The sequence below is a fragment of the Desulfonatronovibrio magnus genome (assembly GCF_000934755.1).
Lineage (GTDB): Bacteria > Desulfobacterota > Desulfovibrionia > Desulfovibrionales > Desulfonatronovibrionaceae > Desulfonatronovibrio > Desulfonatronovibrio magnus.
In genome coordinates, this window is record NZ_JYNP01000033.1 from 1 (window position 1) to 17,481 (window position 17,481).

15 protein-coding genes are annotated in these 17,481 nt (G+C 44.3%); 9 read left to right on the plus strand and 6 right to left on the minus strand.

The window, feature by feature from the left end; all coding sequences use genetic code 11:
- Positions 1-762: 762 nt before the first annotated feature.
- Both LZ23_RS04375 and LZ23_RS04380 read right to left on the minus strand, forming a co-directional pair.
- Positions 763-1,554, minus strand: coding sequence for a lysophospholipid acyltransferase family protein (locus LZ23_RS04375; RefSeq protein WP_045211928.1), 792 nt, complete (start codon positions 1,552-1,554; stop codon positions 763-765).
- Positions 1,555-1,629: 75 nt separating this feature from the next.
- Positions 1,630-3,417, minus strand: coding sequence for an ABC transporter ATP-binding protein (locus LZ23_RS04380; protein WP_045211930.1), 1,788 nt, complete (start codon positions 3,415-3,417; stop codon positions 1,630-1,632).
- A 764-nt stretch (positions 3,418-4,181) separates the two neighbouring features.
- Here LZ23_RS04380 and LZ23_RS04385 point away from each other — a divergent pair.
- From LZ23_RS04385 to LZ23_RS04395, 3 genes are read left to right on the plus strand one after another with little or no spacing between them, the layout of a single operon-like run.
- Entirely contained in the window at positions 4,182-5,252 is a 1,071-nt protein-coding gene (locus LZ23_RS04385; RefSeq protein WP_157493106.1) for a glycosyltransferase, read from the plus strand.
- Positions 5,252-6,025 (plus strand): glycosyltransferase family 2 protein, encoded by a 774-nt coding sequence (locus LZ23_RS04390; RefSeq protein ID WP_045211931.1) that lies wholly within the window; start codon positions 5,252-5,254, stop codon positions 6,023-6,025. The genes LZ23_RS04385 and LZ23_RS04390 overlap by 1 nt, the downstream gene beginning before the upstream one ends.
- The gene (locus LZ23_RS04395) at positions 6,022-7,446 is read left to right on the plus strand and encodes an O-antigen ligase family protein (protein ID WP_045211933.1); all 1,425 of its coding nucleotides are present in this window, start codon (positions 6,022-6,024) and stop codon (positions 7,444-7,446) included. Before LZ23_RS04390 ends, LZ23_RS04395 begins: the two co-directional genes overlap by 4 nt.
- On the opposite strand, the gene LZ23_RS04400 is transcribed toward LZ23_RS04395, so the two are convergent.
- From LZ23_RS04400 to larB, 4 genes are all read right to left on the minus strand, one after another.
- Entirely contained in the window at positions 7,433-8,272 is an 840-nt protein-coding gene (locus LZ23_RS04400) for a lipopolysaccharide kinase InaA family protein (protein ID WP_045211935.1), read from the minus strand. The two genes, LZ23_RS04395 and LZ23_RS04400, sit on opposite strands and share 14 nt — an antisense overlap.
- Before the next feature lie 358 nt (positions 8,273-8,630).
- Entirely contained in the window at positions 8,631-9,431 is an 801-nt protein-coding gene (locus tag LZ23_RS22320; protein WP_052507116.1) for a hypothetical protein, read from the minus strand.
- Between the two features lie 7 nt (positions 9,432-9,438).
- Entirely contained in the window at positions 9,439-10,374 is a 936-nt protein-coding gene (locus tag LZ23_RS04410) for a lysophospholipid acyltransferase family protein (protein WP_198145899.1), read from the minus strand.
- Positions 10,375-10,381: 7 nt separating this feature from the next.
- A complete protein-coding gene (gene larB / locus LZ23_RS04415) occupies positions 10,382-11,167 on the minus strand; it encodes a nickel pincer cofactor biosynthesis protein LarB (RefSeq protein WP_198145900.1) in 786 nt (261 codons plus the stop codon).
- A 64-nt stretch (positions 11,168-11,231) separates the two neighbouring features.
- Between larB and LZ23_RS04420 the strand changes: the two genes are divergently transcribed.
- From LZ23_RS04420 to rimM, 6 genes are all read left to right on the plus strand, one after another.
- Entirely contained in the window at positions 11,232-12,644 is a 1,413-nt protein-coding gene (locus LZ23_RS04420; RefSeq protein ID WP_045211936.1) for a sigma-54 dependent transcriptional regulator, read from the plus strand.
- A 431-nt stretch (positions 12,645-13,075) separates the two neighbouring features.
- Positions 13,076-14,257 carry a pyridoxal phosphate-dependent aminotransferase gene (locus LZ23_RS04430; protein WP_045211940.1) on the plus strand — a complete coding sequence of 394 codons (1,182 nt, stop codon included), beginning with the start codon at positions 13,076-13,078 and terminating at the stop codon, positions 14,255-14,257.
- Between the two features lie 459 nt (positions 14,258-14,716).
- Positions 14,717-16,165, plus strand: a complete 1,449-nt coding sequence (gene ffh, locus LZ23_RS04440; protein ID WP_045211944.1) for a signal recognition particle protein — start codon at positions 14,717-14,719, stop codon at positions 16,163-16,165.
- Positions 16,166-16,200: 35 nt separating this feature from the next.
- The gene (gene rpsP, locus LZ23_RS04445) at positions 16,201-16,440 is read left to right on the plus strand and encodes a 30S ribosomal protein S16 (protein ID WP_045211945.1); all 240 of its coding nucleotides are present in this window, start codon (positions 16,201-16,203) and stop codon (positions 16,438-16,440) included.
- A gap of 165 nt (positions 16,441-16,605) precedes the next feature.
- A complete protein-coding gene (locus tag LZ23_RS04450; protein WP_045212016.1) occupies positions 16,606-16,839 on the plus strand; it encodes a KH domain-containing protein in 234 nt (77 codons plus the stop codon).
- A gap of 8 nt (positions 16,840-16,847) precedes the next feature.
- Positions 16,848-17,384 carry a ribosome maturation factor RimM gene (rimM, locus tag LZ23_RS04455; protein ID WP_045211947.1) on the plus strand — a complete coding sequence of 179 codons (537 nt, stop codon included), beginning with the start codon at positions 16,848-16,850 and terminating at the stop codon, positions 17,382-17,384.
- Positions 17,385-17,481 lie beyond the last annotated feature (97 nt).

Sequence of the window (17,481 nt, forward strand, 5' to 3'; positions counted from 1 at the left end):
ATTTTGCCAATAAAATCAGACGGTTACAATTTTCATATTTTTACGATTTTTGATCATGATTGATGCACATTTGCCTGAAAAATTCCGTTAAAGATGGGAACTTTGCGCCTGGCACAGGGACTGTCCCTCGCTGTGTAAATTTTTTCATTGAAGCAAATTTTTTACAGGAACCAATGCAGTATTAATCTTTTTTATAGTACCTCGCGGGGACTGTCCCAATTTCCAAATATGGGACTGTTCTTCAATGTGGAGGCGGCTTCCAGCCGCCTGGAATTAAATAGCCTGCAGGATGCAGGCTCCACTTTAAAGACAGTTACTCGCAGGTTCGGTCCCGGGCCGCCCCAGGGGAACAAATATGTGACAGTTCTTCAAGGTGGAGGCGGCTTCCAGCCGCCTGGAATTAAATAGCCTGCAGGATGCAGGCTCCACTTTAAAGACAGTTACTCACAGGTTCGAACCCGGGCCGCCCGGGTAAAGAGCTTACAAGTAAATTCAAAAAAACTGGACCCCGGATCAAGTCCAGGGTGACTGTTAAAGCAAACTATTACTCTTTGTCGTCATTCCGGCGAAAGCCGGAATCCAGGTTTTTATTTGCACTTGTTCCCAGGCTCCAGCCTGGGAACATCTCTTTTTTTTGTGGCTCCAGCCACATTGTAAAGAAGCGGCTGGAGCCTGGGAACGAGGGGTAAAAGTTACTCACACTTTCGGTTCCGGTCCGCCCGGGTGAAGCGCTGCTAATAGACAACAGCTTTATTTAAACATTTACTCCTCAAGCTTTTTCCATTTTTCCAGCTTATCCTGGATAAAATCCACCACCTGCTGATGCTCTTCCTTGCCATTGCCCTCAACTTTCATGGGCTGACCAAAGCAGAAATGAATAAACCTTTTGGGTCTTATGCGGCCAAAATCCTTTAAAGGCCAGCCTGTGCTCCAGGCATCAGTTTTTAGCGCCAGCGGAATCAGGGGCACTCCTGCTTTTCTGGCCAGCTTGACTCCAATAGAATTGAACTTTTCCGGATCAAGTTTTGTGGTTCTCGACGTCTGAGGAAAGACAACTATGGATGTACCTTGAGATAATTTCTCCTGTCCCTGTTCCATAACGGTCTTGAAATCCTGCTTTGGGGTCTTGCGAGTGACCACAATGGGTTGCCGGGAAATCATGACATGTTTGAAAACCGGATAGCGAACCAGGCTATCCTTGATGACAAAAGTAACCTTTCTGTGCGGACGGATTATCCCGCCCAGAACAAAAGTCTCTAAGGTGCTCATGTGATTGGCTACAAAAACGCATGGCTCCTTGAGATCAATGAAATTCTTCTTGCCATTGACGAAAAACCTGCAATCCACCTTTTCAAGGTGCTTCAGGATGGAAAGACTGCTATCCACCCAGTCTTCTCCTGTAAACTGCTTTTTTTTGGCCTTGCGTGCTGAACGAAATACAGTTCCCAGCATCCTCAGGTAGAAATAAGGGGTAGGCAGGATGTGAAAGATTTCTGATGACTTTGCAGGATTGGTTACATAGCTGTCTTCATAGCTGATTACAGATGAACTCATGACATCTCCTTATGTATTGTTGAAAAGTAACTCTAAAGCGAAAATAGTTTCAGGCATTGCCGGCAATTGCCGTTTTTATCCCAGCGATGCAGTATCAACCTGCAACTCCTGGGTAAACTGCATATCATGCAGGCGCTTGTATAATGAACAAGACTCAAGTAGCTCAAAGTGTGTACCCATGGCCAGAATTTTTCCATTAGACATAACTACAATTCGGTCAGCGGTCAGAACTGTGGACAGCCTATGGGCGATGACAATGCTGGTCCTCTCCTTAGTCAGATTGTCCAAAGCTTTCTGTACAATACGTTCAGACTCGGTATCCAGGGCGCTGGTGGCCTCATCAAGGATGAGAAGAGCTGGATCTTTCAAAATGGCCCTGGCTATGGTGATCCTCTGTTTCTGCCCTCCTGACAGCTTGACCCCTCTTTCGCCGATAACTGTATCATAACCCTGGCTGAGTTCCAAGATAAAATCGTGAGCATAGGCTGCTTTGGCAGCGTTTATTATGTCATGTTCAGGAACATTGTCCATTCCGTAGGCAATATTATCGCGTATAGAGGCATTAAACAGAAAGTTATCCTGAGCCACAATGCCCATAAACATGCGCAGATCAGCCAGGTTATAATCTTGAACAAAATGGCCGTTGATGAGAATCTCACCGTGCTGGTGCTCATAAAACCTGGGCAGAAGATTTATTAGAGTTGTCTTCCCTGAGCCGCTGGGCCCGACTATTGCCAGTTTTTCACCCTGTCGGACATCTAAGCTGATATTATTTAGTGCCGGAGCCTGACTGCCTGGGTATGAAAAAGTGACTTTCCTCATCTCCAGGCTTTGAAATGGAGGCTTAAGCTCCTTTGATCCTCCTTTTTCTATTCTTAATTCCCTTGAATCCAAAACCTCGAAAACCCGCTCAGCACCTGAAAGGGCCTTTTGAATTGCGATATTGGTCTTGCTCAGACCTTTAACCGGCTGATAGAGCATGATCAAAGCCGTCAAAAAAGAAAAAAAGGTCCCTGGAGTAGAATTACCTGCAATAACCTGACTTCCGCCGTACCAGACAATGAGTCCTACTCCAATGGCTCCAATGACTTCCATGATAGGTGAAGAGGCATGATGGTATCTGTTTTCTTTAATGGCAATGCCCACAAGTTTCCTGTTTTCAGCGGAAAAATTGTGCTGTTCTTTCTTTTCATTGGCAAATGCCTTGATTACCCTGATGCCTGAAAATGTTTCCTGTAAGAAATTGGTTATATCTGAAATTTTGGATTGAGTTTTGCGGCCCATTTTCCTGAGCTTCTTGGCAAAATAAATAAAAGGATAAATGGCCATGGGATAAATAACCAGGGACAGGGTGGCCAGAACAGGATCACGGTAAAAGATAACTGCCATAAGCACAAGCATGGTCAAAAGATGCCTGACCAACTCTACAAGCTTGGGCAGACTGACAGCAAGCAGATTTACATCACTGGTTATCCTGGCCATGAGCATACCTGTCCGGTTGTCCTCAAAAAAGCGCACAGGCAGGGCAATCATTTTAAAATAAAGCTCTCTGCGCAGCTGACCAAGAACCTGAATACCGCAATAATTCATCTGAAAGTTCTGAACATAAAGAAAAAAACCTTTGAGAGCAAAGACCAGTACCAGAAGCAGCGGTATTAACACCAGAGCCTGCTGATCTTTATTAATAAAAATATCATCTAAGGCAGGTTTAACCAGAAATGCTGCTGCTCCAGACATGGCAGCCACTATTCCAAGTGCAAATAGTGAAATAATTATTCTGACCTTGAACTGCTTGAAATACGCCAGGGTTCGTTTGGACAGCCGCCAGCTGTCAACTTTAGACCAGTCGGATTTTAATTGCATGAAGTATAAACACTTGATTTTAAAAGTTTATCTAACGCGGATTGTACCCGCAACCCAAAAAAAGATATTTTAACCGCCCGTTCGAAGACTCACTCAAGACGCAAAGTGCATTCAACCGGGGTGCCTTTACGGTTCAAATTTTCCTGTATTTTATGACAGGGTTTCAGGAGTAAGTTACTAAGCTTTTTCCGTGACCCTGCACGGAAAAAAGTGGCCCCTTCGGGGCAAAAGAGACTGCCCACGGAATACTCGGAAAAACACTGAATAAAGAAAAGAGACATTTTCCGTGTCCTTCCGTGTGTTCCGTGGGCAAAACCTCTTGGCTTTCTTTGAAAATGAAACAACATGTTTGTTTGAAATTTCCGCTAAGCGCCTAAAACTATAAGCAAGCTATCAAAACATGAAAAATGACCATCATTTCTGATAAGCTCTGCGTAAACATGTGCAGACTATTCAGTTCCGCATAAAAAAACAATACCCGACACAGTGCTTTGCGTCAGCAGGAACTGAAAAAGACGAAAGCTTGTAATGTCATTAAAACAAATTTATGCCAGACTCCGGTGCAGTTCATCGTCTCGTCAATTCTATCCTGATTCCTCAAGCGCGCAGTTGACATGTCCATGCTTAGAGAATTAATGGATCATGGATTGACTTTTTACGATCAGATTGCCCACAGGACAAACGCACAGGCGAACAAACAAGTGCTCACCATGCTAATTCAATAACACAAACTACCCAAATTGAAAAAATCTCTGAAAATTCTCATGGTCACCAGGACCAGTCATATCACTGAAATAGATATGATGTGCAGAATGCGTGCGCAAGGTCAGGATGTCCACGCCCTTATTGAATCAGCCTGCACTCATGCTGACCTCCTCAGTCAGGCTGGTGTACCTTATCATAACCTTGATTTATCATCCCGGCTGGATATAAAAGGCATACTTTTTTTACGCAAGCTGATCAGGAAAGAAAAATTTCAGGTGGTGCACGGCTTTTCAAACAGGCCCATCAGTAACCTGGTCTGGGCCAGTCTGAACCTGCCTCATGTCCTTGTAGCCTACAGGGGGGCCATTGGTCATGTTCGGCGCTGGGACCCTGACTGCTGGCTGAAATGGCTTCACCCCAGGTTGGATCGCATCAGTTGCGTTTCTGAGGCAGTACGCCAGGATCTCAAAAATTCAGGTGTCCGGCCGGACAAGCTTGTAACCATTTACAAAGGGCACAATTTTTCCTGGTATGATGATCTTGCCCGGATAAATATCCACAAGGAATTCAAGATACCAGCCCAGGCTGTCATTGTTGGCTGTGCTGCCAATATGCGCCGGATCAAAGGGGTGGACGTACTCATTGAGTCCCTGTACCATCTTCCTGAACATATCCATTTGCTGCTCATGGGTGAAGTTCGTGATCCTTTGCTCATCAGGCTTTCAAAGGATCCTCGCTTAACCCGAAGAATTCACTTTGCAGGATTTCGCAAGGACGCTCCATCCCTTCTTGGCAGCTGCTGTATAGCAGTGGCACCTTCAAGAGGAAGAGAGGGTCTCACCAAGTCAATAATTGAACCCATGGCCCAGGGAGTTCCTGTTGTGGTCACTGCAGCTGGAGGTCTGCCGGAAATGGTAGAGCACGGAAAAAGCGGATTTGTTGTACCCATGGAAGATCCAGCAGCCATGGCTCAAGCCATTAAGCAACTGACCTGCAATCCTGAAAAACGAAAATTTATGGGCCAAAATGCCAGGAAGTATGTTCGCTCCAGATTCAGCATTAACCAGACTGTAAACCAAACCCTGGAAATGTATCACCAGGCATGCACCCAAAAAGGAATTTTGTCCTGATGCCTGAATATACTCCCATAAGCGTTATAATTCCTTGTTTTAATGAGGAAAACAATCTGCATGACTGTTTAGAAAGCGTAAAATGGGCTGATGAAATTATTATAGTTGATTCTTTCAGCACTGACAAAAGCTTAGACATTGCCGGCAGGTATACGGACAGAATTTTAAGGCGAGCTTATAAAAACCACGCTGATCAGCTTAACTGGGCAATCCCCCAGGCAAAATTCGACTGGGTTATGGTGGTGGACTGCGATGAACGTATTCCTCCTGAGCTTATCAGGGAAATTCGTGCCCTTAATCTCAGCCAGAGTAATGTGGACGGCTATCGCATAGTTAGGTCTAATCATTTGTTTGGAAAAAAAATGCGCTACTCAGGGTGGGGCAGGGACAGTGTACTTCGACTATTTCGTAAAGATAAGGGTAGAAAAAAAATCAAAAGAGTTCACTCTGACTTTCAGGTGCCGAAAGAAGCACCCTTAAAAGGGGAAATACTTCACTACCCCATGCCTTCCATGGAAATCTGGTTGGAAAAAATAAACCGCTACACCACATGGAAAGCCTTGGATAAAATGGAAAAACCAGGTATTTCCCCTGTGATTCATCTCTTTACCCGTCCTCCACTTCGTTTTTTTAAGGACAGCATTCTGCGACTCGGCATTCTGGATGGATGGCGCGGTATTCTTGTAGCTGCCATGTCCGCTTTTGCTGAAATGGTTATGTCTGCCAAAATGATAACGCTGGATCAAGTACTTAACAAAAGGAGTAAAAGGTGAGTAAGAGTATTTTAGTTTGGATAGATGAATCTTTTACAAGACTATTTAACCCAGGTAATCATAACAATAATATGGCTGCCAAATATATCGGTGTGTTGGGCTTGGTATTGTTTGCGATAGGCCTATCTTTGGGTAAATCTCTTCAACTCATAGGTATAGCTGCAATGCTTACTGGAATCATTATGGACAGCAGTAGATTTTTTAAAATCGTCCGCCTCAGCAAACTAATGTGGATGGTTATCTGCTTTTTGGTTTTCATTTGGTTAAGGACATTTTATGGGATTTTAGCTGAGACAGATATTGAAGCACACCGATTAATCGATGGTGCCAGAAAATATTCATATTTAGCAATAGTTCCAATTTTTGCTTACTGGATAAAAGGAGATGAAAAAATTGTTACATTTTTTTTTCTTATTACCATAATATCTTCTGTAGCCTACCTTATGTTGTTTTCTGGTTTGGATTTTTTAAATTTTACACAAGGCAGGGGCGTCGACCTTAACCTACCCACCTTAATTATTGCCTATGCTATGTTTTTGAGCCTTATGCTTTTATGGATATTTTTATTCGCATTAAAAATACCTGCTACTCTTGCGCAAAACTACTTTAATAGATTAATTTTTGCTTCCCTGTTAGGGTTTTCTTTTTTTACAATAGCCATTGCTCTAATAACATTAGAAGCAAGGGCATCTTCAGCTGCTCTTCTACTTTGCATTATAATATTCGCTCCCTGCCTCGTTTTCAGTCACCTAAAAAAAGCAGGAATAATCAAGACTGGAAAGTCAGCTACTGTTTTTTTTATATGCTGTACTATGTTTTTTTTGCTATTTTCTCTATCATCCTTTTCAATGGTCAAATCCCACCTAAGCAACAATGAGAAAGCATTTGTCCACCTTAAGCAGAGGATCAACGATGACTATTTAGCAATAAAGCATATAATAAATCGAGGCGACATACAAGAAACCCCAATTACAAGCTTGGGAGAAAGAATTTATATGTGGGCAATAGCATGGGAGCTTATCAAGGAAAAGCCATTTTTTGGACACGGAAGGGGGGTAGTCATAAAAATTCCCGATGCTGCAGGTCCAGCTGGAACAAAAAGGGTCACACCTCATTTCCATAATACAATAGTAGAAGCTCTTGTTGCTTGGGGTATCGTAGGCTCAATGTTGCTGTTCGGGCTCTTCATTGGAATACTCATCCAAGCCCATAGAGTATGGAGAAAAGATGCTATGAGTTTAGAAATGTATCTCTATATTATTGGAGGAGCTCTTATTATTGTGGCTTCTGGAATGACTCACTCTTTAGGGGTCAGACAAACCACATGGACATACACCGCTTTATGGGCTGGAGTGGCACTCTCATTTTGCATGAATAACATAAACAGATCTCAAATAAGGCAGACAATTACCCGAGCTTGAGCTTGCTAGTTTTTTTTATCTTGAGCCTTCTTTTTATACAAAAACCGCCGTTTCGTAAAAAAAACAACAAATGTAACCAAATTGTTCTGTAATCCGAACCAAAGTATTCTCTTAAAAACCATTCTGTCTCTGGCTTTGTATATTTTAGGCGCATAAGGCATCGTAGATCTAAATATTGCTTGATAAAAGGGACAAACTTAGAAACTCTCGCACAGTGAACCTTGTCAGTATCTACTAAAAAAATTTCAAGCATTTCGTGACAATTTCTTTTTACCAAAAAATTATGCTCTACGATGTCGGTATGGCGCAATCCATGATCATGTAATTTTTTGGCAAGATGGGCCATTTTTGAAAGAAGTACGGGTTGATTCGTTTTGCAAACTTTAAGATAGTCTTGAACGTTTCCATCGTTCGCAAGGTACTCACAAATTGCTATGCCTTTTTTTTTCCATGGCCAGATACCGAAAGTACAGTATCCGACAGGTTCCGCTGTTGGAATTCCAGCTTTTTCTAATTTCAAGGCTCCGTAGAAACTTTTTTTCGCTCGACTTTGCAACAATTCTTTCACAGAAAACTCAATTCGCCTATTCCATGCTAACTTACTGCTTAAATCAAAAATTTTAAGAAAAAATTTTTGATTATTATAGGTTATTACCTTTAACGAGTGCCCTTCTCTGCCAGAGGATAGTTCATTACCCAACAAATTTTTGTCGCTTTCTTTAAGTGCCTTTCTTATGTAGTGCATTAAAGATACTTTGGTTTTGTTAGGCTTGTATACTTCCCAGTTTCGCCCTTTTAGCAAGTGAGCCTTGCAAGCTGTCTGCATAAATATATCTCTTTGGACGGTTAGGTTAGCCTGCATCAAATTGACACTAAAAATTAGCAGAAAACTTTCATATTTTTCGCAACAAAAATAGCACTAAAGCGACGTTTTCTTTCAGCATCAAGGGGACAGCCACTTATGCTAACTTATAGTCTGGCCTTTTACGGTTTGATGTAGACAACAATGGGTGTGTAGGGTGGCCGAGGATTAATTTACTTAAATAGTAGCTGTACTGACAGCCATTTAAAGTTAGAGCATGCCCTCTTGGACTCTTTGGAGTATGACAGCTATTTTCACAAACTATTTCGAAATGATATCCAATACTGAATTGAGTCCGTATTTTGGATAAACCCAATGCATACTAATGTAGATCAAGCCTTATATTGGAAATCACATTTTCAACAGCCTCTTCACCTGCAACATTCCTGGTATGTCTTTCCCACCAGATGCGATGGACGGCCCTCACGCATACGGGAATGCTTGCCAGCCCCACCTGCATGGCCATGGCCAGTCTATGCAGGCCTTTGTTTATTTTTACAAGTCTGCCATTTCTATCCACAGCAACTCCGATGGGATCAGGGGCCAGATTATCGTCATACCCGTTTTTTTGCAGTTGATACATAAATGCCAGATAAATCTCAAGAAACCTGACTACCTTTTGCTCAGTATCAAGATACACACCTTTATGGTATGAACGATAAGGCCTGCCCTCGGCAATAAGAGAAACAAGTTCTTTGTAGCGCGTACTCTTTGTCAGGTCATCCCTGTGTTGCCAGATATCAGCCATAAACCTGTAACGAAAACTCCTGGTAAAATCTACAATAGACTCATCCCAGTCCCCATCCCAGATAAACCGGTTGGCCAGACGCCTCCTTTCGTACTTGCTGTCAAACTTGACCAGATCGGTTAATAAACATACAGGGACCAGCAATCTAATTTGACGGGCAAAGCGCTGCTCTATACTGCGCCTTGACAGACCCGCATTTTGCACCATGCTTCCAAATGGATGGTTATACTGCCACAGACTGAGCAGTGTGTTTTCCACAGGCTGAACTACAAGATGCTTGCACTTCTGTCGGACCGCCCTTTGCAGACCAGCCCAGAACATGGAAAAATAGAGCCTGGGATGTCCGAGTGTTAGAAAATCCTTTTCACTAAGCATCTTCGGATCAAAAGTCCTTCAAAGGTAACTGGTTAGACCTTTTCCAGCGGTTATGCATCCAAAGCCACTCCCCGGGGTAATGCAAAATAAAGTCTTCCATAACCTTGTGATATCGTTTTACCAGTTCTAAAATATCTTCCTTAACACATTGCAGGTCAGAAGTTTGCACTTCAATAATTTCCAGCTCATAATGACCATGACTGTTCCTCCTTGACAGCTCTACAAACAAAGGTACACCAGCCTTAAGGGCCAGAAATGCAGGCCCAAGAAAAACAGACGATCTGCGCCTTAGAAACTCAATATATTGATCCACTTTTCTCTGAGACTGATCAGCCAGGATTACAAGAATCTCACCGTTTTTCAAGGCTTTCATGCCCTGCCTCAAAGCCTTGTCTTTGGGAATTACCCTGTTGCCGTGAAAAGTTCTTAAGCTGCTTATATATTTGTCGAGATATCTGTTTTTTATAGGCTTAACCACGAAGTTCATGGGCTTGAGCAGAAGACCTGTACATACCCCAATGATCTCCCAACTGCAGTAATGCCCTGATACCACCACTGCACCCTGATTATTACGCAGTACTTCATGGAATGAGTCACAGGCTTTAAGGCTTACGAATTCACGGGCATTCCGGGCATCTTTTATCAAGGGAATGCGCAGCATCTCTAAGAGGTTAAGTACCTGTGAATGATATGATTCCCGGGCAATATGCTCAATTTCCAAGTTTGTTTTTTCAGGAAAAGTATTCTTGAGGTTACTTAGAACCATTGATCGGCGGATGCGCAGATGATCATAAACAAAATTGCCAATGGAAGAGCTTAAGCTGATTGTCCTTTCCCTGGTCAGACGTCTGATTAGAACAGCGCACAGCATCAGGATCCATGATGCAGGAAGACAAGCCATCCTCTTCATTTTTTTGGAAAATTTCTTTTTTTTTGCACTCACTATTCCGTCACCCTCCGGCATCAGCACCTTGTGATTTTCTGAGCATCTTGACTGCAAAACATGCCGCACCAAAACCATTATCAATATTAACCACAGCAATACCTGGAGCGCATGAAGTTAGCATGGCCAGCAAAGGAGTTATACCGCTTAAGCTTGTTCCATAGCCCACAGAAGTAGGAACCGCAACCACAGGTGTATCGCAAAGCCCTCCCAATACTGAAGGCAGGGCTCCTTCCATGCCTGCTACTGCAATTATGACTCTGGCCTTATATAAACTGTCAAGATGGGGAAGCAGACGATGCAGACCTGCCACGCCTACATCAGAGATAAATCCGGCATCAACCCCAAAAAACTGGCAGGCAGCCAGGGCTTCGAGGGCTACTGGCAGGTCTGCCCCTCCAGCTGAAACAATAAGAGCCTCGCCATATTCCTGCCAGGGAAAGTCTAAATCTGTGTTACCATTCAGTACAAATATGCCTGGTACTTTCCAGAATTTCCCTTCTGGAAACTTTTCTGCCAAAGCGCAGCCTTTGGGTTCATCTAATTTGGTGACCATGACCGGGGTCTGTCGGGCAGCCAGAATTTCAACTGCAGAATAAAGTTGTTCAAGACTTTTTCCTGGTCCGAACACAACCTCTGAAATACCAGTTCTAATCCCTCTATGAGGGTCAAGGTTCAAACCATGGTCTGCCTGGATAAAAGGGAGATGCCCAATTCGGGCAAGAGCCTGTTCAGTGGATATGTCGCCATTGGAAACCTGACTCAACAATTCAAACAATTCATGTTTCAACATATTTTAATTTCACCTGTATAAACGCATTGAAAATTTATTACTTTAGTTGTATGGGAAAGCACTTATGTCCGCTAAATCAATACTTTTTATAACCAGAGCCGACCTGCTCAGCCCGGTTTTATCCAAACTAAGGGATAAAGGTTACGAACTTTTAATGAGTGAATCCCTGGCCGGAGCTGCCAAGGTTCTGGAGCAGAAGTCACCGCCCCTTGTTTTTTCCCAGGCCGAATTGCCCGGGTATCGGGCCGAGGATCTGCTTGACCATTTAAAAGACTGCAGCATAGCGCCCAGAGTAATTGTTGTGGCTGAGCACGGCAGTGCGGAACAGGCTAAAGCAATTATGGAAAGAGGAGCAGCTGACTACTGGCTTGCACCTTTAATCTGGGATAAAGTCAAAGCAGTGCTTTCCGGTGAGTCAATAAAATCAGCTCCCCTTGCCAGAGAAAAAGCCCGGGAAACATCAATAATAGGCAGCCATCCGGCTATGAAAAGGGTCCTGGCTTTGGCAAGACAGGTGGGCCCATCTAAGGCAACAATTCTTATAAGCGGAGAATCAGGTACGGGCAAGGAAATGTTTGCCAAGTATCTGCACGCCAACAGTCCGAGATCCGGCAATGCCTTTGTGGCCATAAACTGCGCAGCCCTTCCGGAACATCTTTTGGAAAGTGAACTGTTTGGCCATGAAAAAGGCTCTTTTACCGGAGCCATCAGTCGCAAGATCGGCAAATTCGAACTGGCTGACGGAGGAACCATTCTTCTGGACGAAATTTCTGAAATGGATCTGTCCCTTCAGGCTAAACTTCTGCGAGTTCTCCAGGAAAGCGAAGTGGACAGGGTAGGTGGATCAGAGACTGTCAAGGTGGATGTGCGTGTTCTGGCTACCACCAATCGCAATATTGAAGACTGCGTTTCCAAAGGAGAGTTTCGCCAGGACCTGTTTTATCGTCTCAATGTGATTCCCCTCAAGTTGCCCGCACTTCGAGAGCGTGGAGATGATGTGCTGCTTCTTGCCGGTCATTTTGTTTCCAGTTTCTGCAAACAATATGGTCTGGGCAAAATGACCTTTGATCAAAAAGCTCAACAATGGCTTATGGACTATGACTGGCCGGGTAATGTCCGGGAACTGCAGAACCTTATGGAACGGGCAGTCTTGCTGGCCGGCCCTGACAAGATTATTGGCATTAGAAATTTTCTGCTCAATGACCAGGATTGGATGGGCCATGAAGAAATGGAAACTGAACAATGCTCTGATCCCGTCCAGGAGCTTGATTCTCCCGCGCCGGATTCCCAGGCCGTACAGGTAGAACTAAGTGACGATGATGTAATACCTATATCAGAAATGGAAAAGCGCATGATAATCAAGGGACTTGAGCGTACCGGCGGCAACAGGACTCAGGCTTCAGAGCTTCTCGGCATTTCAGTCAGAACCTTGCGCAACAAACTTAACGAGTATAAAAAAGAGGGCCTTATTCTTTGAAGAAGGGGGGAGGCTGGTTTAAAAGCTGAAGGTTTAAAGGCGGAAGGCGGAAGGCGGAAGGCGGAAGTGAGAGGGTAGTTGTTGCGATTTTGGTGACATATATAAAACTTTGTTCCCAGACTGGAGCCGAATTTTGACGAAGCGGCTGGTGCAGCAAAAAAAGAGGTATTCCCAGGCTGGAGCCTGGGAACAAAAAAAATTGCCTTAACGCGTTAGGGATTGCCGCGCTCGAAGACTCGCTCGCAATGACACCTGAGCTGTCAGGGATGTAGTTGCTCAAAACCTGTCACCCACGAGGGAGCCTAAGCGACCGAAGCAATCTGTATGGTATAACCATAATGCTTTATATTTTTTGCCATTTTGGTTTTAGCTGCTTGTTCTTTTTGTCACAGACCTTCTGGTTAAATCACTGAAACAAAAAAAGGATTTTTATGTCAATAGTTACTAAACAGATCAGTCAGTATATGGAAAAGGCATCCTGGATCAGAAAAATGTTTGAAGCAGGCAGTCAACTCAAACAGGAGCACGGAGCTGAAAATGTTTTCGATTTCAGTCTGGGTAATCCTGACCTGCCTCCTCCTGCTGAAATCAAAACCGCTCTTGAAGACATTGCTGCCCATGTAGATAAGCCTTTCAGTCTGGGCTACATGCCCAACGCAGGCCTGCCCCCCGCTCGTGAAGCACTGGCCAGGTATCTGACTGAGGAACAAAAAGTCAGCCTGAGTGCCGGAGATGTCATCATAGTTAATGGAGCGGCCGGTGGAATAAATGCCCTTTTCAGAGCAGTCCTTGAACCAGGAGATCAAGTAGTATGTCCAGCTCCTTTTTTTGTGGAATATGGATTTTACGCAGAAAATTTTCAGGGAAAACTTATTCCTGCCCAATGCAAGCCCGGCACATTTGAACTTGACCTGGCTGCTTTGGACCAGGCTATTGGACCAGAAACCAGGGCTGTACTCATCAATTCTCCCAACAACCCCTCAGGCAGGGTTTACACAGAGCAGGAACTATTGGATCTGGTAAGTATCATTAACAGCAAAAACGCCCAGACCCGGCACCCTATTCTGCTGCTGTCCGATGAACCTTACCGCTTCCTGACTTTTGACGGCATTGAAGTCCCATCCATCATGGCTATGTACGAGCACAGCATTGTAGTAAGTTCTTTTTCCAAAAGCCTGTCCATGGCAGGTGAAAGGGTCGGCTTTTTATGCGTCCATCCTGATATGCCGGGCAAAGAAGAACTTCTTGCGGCAGTTACCTTGACCAATCGCATTCTGGGTTTTGTTAATGCCCCGGTAATCGGCCAGTTACTCGTCCAAAAAGCTCTTGGTGCCAGTGTCGACACAAAGGTTTACCAGAAGAGACGACAGGCCATGGCAGAAGTTCTGGACAAGGCAGGAATAAAATATTCCATGCCAGGCGGAGGATTTTATTTCTTTCCTGAGGCTCCGGGAGGTGACGATCAGGCCTTCACCAGGAAACTTTTTGAGCACAACGTCCTGGCAGTGCCAGGAACGGGCTTTGGCTATCCAGGCTATATTAGACTGACATTTTGCGTATCTGAGGATGTCATTAGACGCTCAGAAGCCGCTTTTTTGAAGGCTGTCCAATAGCACAACCAGCTGAGTAATGACTGTGTATACAACTAATGTATCTGTTTAGCGCTTTTAAAGAAAGCAGGGGACAGGCACTCCGGGACCCACTTGAGCATCAATTTGTGCTCAAAATGACTCATTTTTGGGACAAGTGGGCCCCGGAAGAGCCAGTCCCCCTCCGGGCTGTATGCCTCCGGGCAGGAAGCCGTGCCACTTACAAAGCGCTAAACAGATACCAACTAATTTGCTGTATCAGCTCAAAAATCACATTTGGTGTCTGGATGATATCAGCAAATCAGATACTTATGATGATATCAACTTTGGGGTGAAGGCTGCTTCTACTTTGCTTGACTTGACAGACAATACGGGATAAAAAGAGTACTTTTTTCTTATCTCAAATTTTATAAAGATCTAATTCAAATGCATTTGGTACCTCTCGTAGCCTGATGTCATGCTTTACAGGAATATATACAACTGATGTTCGACAGTTTATCCGACAGACTGAATTCTGTTTTTAAAAAATTAAGGGGCCAGGGCCGTCTGGATGAAAAAAGCATCCAGGAGGGAATGCGCCAGGTGCGTCTGGCCTTGCTTGAGGCTGATGTTAATTATAAGGTTGTCAGGGACTTCACTGAAAAAATACGTGAACGGGCCATGGGACAGGATGTCCTCAAAAGCCTGACCCCTGGTCAGCAGGTCATTAAAATAGTTAACGATGAGCTGGTGGAGCTTCTTGGAGGAGATCAGGAAGGTCTTGATCTCAAAACCAGGCCTCCGGTCATTATTATGCTTGTGGGCTTGCAGGGATCTGGAAAAACTACATCTACAGCCAAGCTCGCACTTTACCTGCGCCGCCTTAACTACTCTCCCTACCTGGTACCCGCTGACGTCTACAGACCGGCCGCTATCGACCAGCTTACCCGTTTAGGCCAGGAACTGGACATGCCTGTGCATCCATCACAGTCTCATGACAATCCGGTGGATATTTGTGCTCAGGCTATAGAAGTCGCCCACCAGAAGGCTCACACTGCCGTACTTCTTGACACAGCAGGGCGTTTGCATGTTGATCAAAAGCTTATGAATGAGCTTGTCATGATCAAGGAAAAGTGTTCGCCCCATGAACTGCTTTTTGTAGCAGATGCTATGACCGGACAGGATGCAGTCAATGTAGCCCAGAAATTTAACGAATTACTTGATGTCACCGGCATAATCCTTACCAAAATGGAAGGTGATGCCCGGGGAGGAGCAGCACTTTCCATAAAGTCCGTCACCAATAAGCCCATCAAGTTTATTGGTACAGGCGAAAAACTGAGCGATCTCGAGCTTTTCCATCCTGACCGGGTTGCCTCCCGCATACTGGGTATGGGCGACATCATGACCCTGATTGAAAAGGCCCAGTCAGACATTGGCGAGGATGAAGCCAAAGATATGCAGGAAAAGCTGCAAAAGGCCCAGTTTAATCTTGACGACTTTCGCAAGCAGATGCGCAGACTTAAAAAAATGGGATCCATTGAAGGTCTGTTAAAGATGATACCCGGCATGGGTAAAATCAAGGACAAGATTAAGGACCTGAAAGTACCTGAAAAAGAAATGGTTCGCCTGGAAGCCATTATCAATTCCATGACACCTGCAGAAAGAAAAAATCCCAAACTTTTCAATGCGTCCCGCAAGAAACGAATTGCTGCCGGTAGCGGAACAACTGTTCAGGACGTAAATCAGCTTTTGAAAAACTTTGAGCAGATGCAGAAAATGATGCAGAAAATGGTTAAACAGGGCGGAGGAGGTTCTGCGGCACCCTCCATGCCTGGAATGCCTGGAATGCCTTCCATGCCAGGCCTGACAGGTACTGGTGGCGGAAAGTCAGCCACAAAACCCAAACCAAAGCCCAGACGAAAAAAAGTCAAACGTAACAAAAAGAAAAAGTAACTATTCACTATAACAATAAACGGGGGTTTATACAAATGGCACTTAAAATCAGACTTACAAGAATGGGCTCCAAAAAGAAGCCCTTTTACAGAGTTGTGGCCCTGGACAGCGCTACAAGGAGAGATGGCCGGGCATTGGAATATCTTGGATATTACAATCCCATGAAAGAGCCTGCAGAAGTAAACATTGATATGGAAAGGGTACAGGTCTGGATTGATCAGGGTGCGAAACCCAGCAATACAGTTAAGTCTCTTTTAAAAAAAGCAGCAGCCTGACTCTACAGCTTTTTTAAAAGCACCTCAAACAGTTATCCGAGGCAGATCAATGCCCTTTTTGAAAATCTATGCTGATACTTAAAAGCCCGGTTTCCCCAGGCTGATTTGATTTATGCCTGAAGGCCGCAATACCTGTCCTGAATCGCACTTATATCGGAGGTGATTATTATGAAGGAACTGATCGAATACATTGCCAAATCATTGGTTGACAACCCTGATGAAGTATCGGTTTCCGAAATCGAAGGGGAACAGACATCAGTCATTGAACTCAAAGTTGCCAAAGAAGATCTGGGCAAGGTTATCGGCAAGCAGGGACGCACAGCCAGGGCAATGCGGACCATTCTCGGTGCTGCCTCAACTAAGGCCAAAAAGAGGGCTGTTCTGGAAATTATTGAATAATACCTTCCATGGCTCTTAAAGATCTCATAGTTTGCGGAAAGGTTGTGAAGCCGCATGGACTCAAAGGGGAGATTCAAACCTTGTGGTTTGGAAACTCCCCTTTACTTTTGGATAAAGTTCCCGGCATTTATCTAAGAAAAACTGGTGCAAGGCCGGTGCAATTCAAGGTATCTTCCTGGCGCCGACATCAGAGCAGGATTCTTCTCATTTTAGACAGACTAAGTGGTCGCGATGTAGCTGAAAGCTGGCGTGGTGCCGACATACTCATAGATCCAATCCATCTTCCAGAGCCCGATAATGAAGAGCTTTATGTCTATCAACTGACCGGTTGCTCTGTCTGGCTGCCAGAGGAAAAGTACATCGGCGTATTGGAGGAAGTAATGGATAACAAAGGCAGTGAGGTGTGGCGCATAACCACTGCTGATCATCTGGAAGTTCTATTTCCTGCCCATGACCAGTTCATTGTAAGTATTGATACCCATAAGCGAAAAATCATCATCAAGCCACCAGAAGGTCTCCTGGAAATTTATGGCATCGACTTCTAAGTAACTACACTTCATTATATTTCATTACCGCGCTAAGCAGACAAGATTTTTGTGACGCAATAATAGACAACTTTTGACCGTCAGTTAAGAAGGTTTT

Excerpts from the sequence above, each read along its gene's own strand:
- LZ23_RS04420 (WP_045211936.1), top strand. The coding sequence starts at position 11,232 with ATGTCCGCTAAATCAATACTTTTTATAACCAGAGCCGACCTGCTCAGC.
- LZ23_RS04380 (WP_045211930.1), bottom strand. The coding sequence starts at position 3,417 with ATGCAATTAAAATCCGACTGGTCTAAAGTTGACAGCTGGCGGCTGTCC.
- LZ23_RS04375 (WP_045211928.1), bottom strand. The coding sequence starts at position 1,554 with ATGAGTTCATCTGTAATCAGCTATGAAGACAGCTATGTAACCAATCCT.
- LZ23_RS04400 (WP_045211935.1), bottom strand. The coding sequence starts at position 8,272 with ATGCAGACAGCTTGCAAGGCTCACTTGCTAAAAGGGCGAAACTGGGAA.
- rimM (WP_045211947.1), top strand. The coding sequence starts at position 16,848 with ATGGCTCTTAAAGATCTCATAGTTTGCGGAAAGGTTGTGAAGCCGCAT.
- LZ23_RS22320 (WP_052507116.1), bottom strand. The coding sequence starts at position 9,431 with ATGCTTAGTGAAAAGGATTTTCTAACACTCGGACATCCCAGGCTCTAT.
- larB (WP_198145900.1), bottom strand. The coding sequence starts at position 11,167 with ATGTTGAAACATGAATTGTTTGAATTGTTGAGTCAGGTTTCCAATGGC.
- ffh (WP_045211944.1), top strand. The coding sequence starts at position 14,717 with ATGTTCGACAGTTTATCCGACAGACTGAATTCTGTTTTTAAAAAATTA.
- LZ23_RS04430 (WP_045211940.1), top strand. The coding sequence starts at position 13,076 with ATGTCAATAGTTACTAAACAGATCAGTCAGTATATGGAAAAGGCATCC.
- LZ23_RS04385 (WP_157493106.1), top strand. The coding sequence starts at position 4,182 with ATGGTCACCAGGACCAGTCATATCACTGAAATAGATATGATGTGCAGA.
- LZ23_RS04390 (WP_045211931.1), top strand. The coding sequence starts at position 5,252 with ATGCCTGAATATACTCCCATAAGCGTTATAATTCCTTGTTTTAATGAG.
- rpsP (WP_045211945.1), top strand. The coding sequence starts at position 16,201 with ATGGCACTTAAAATCAGACTTACAAGAATGGGCTCCAAAAAGAAGCCC.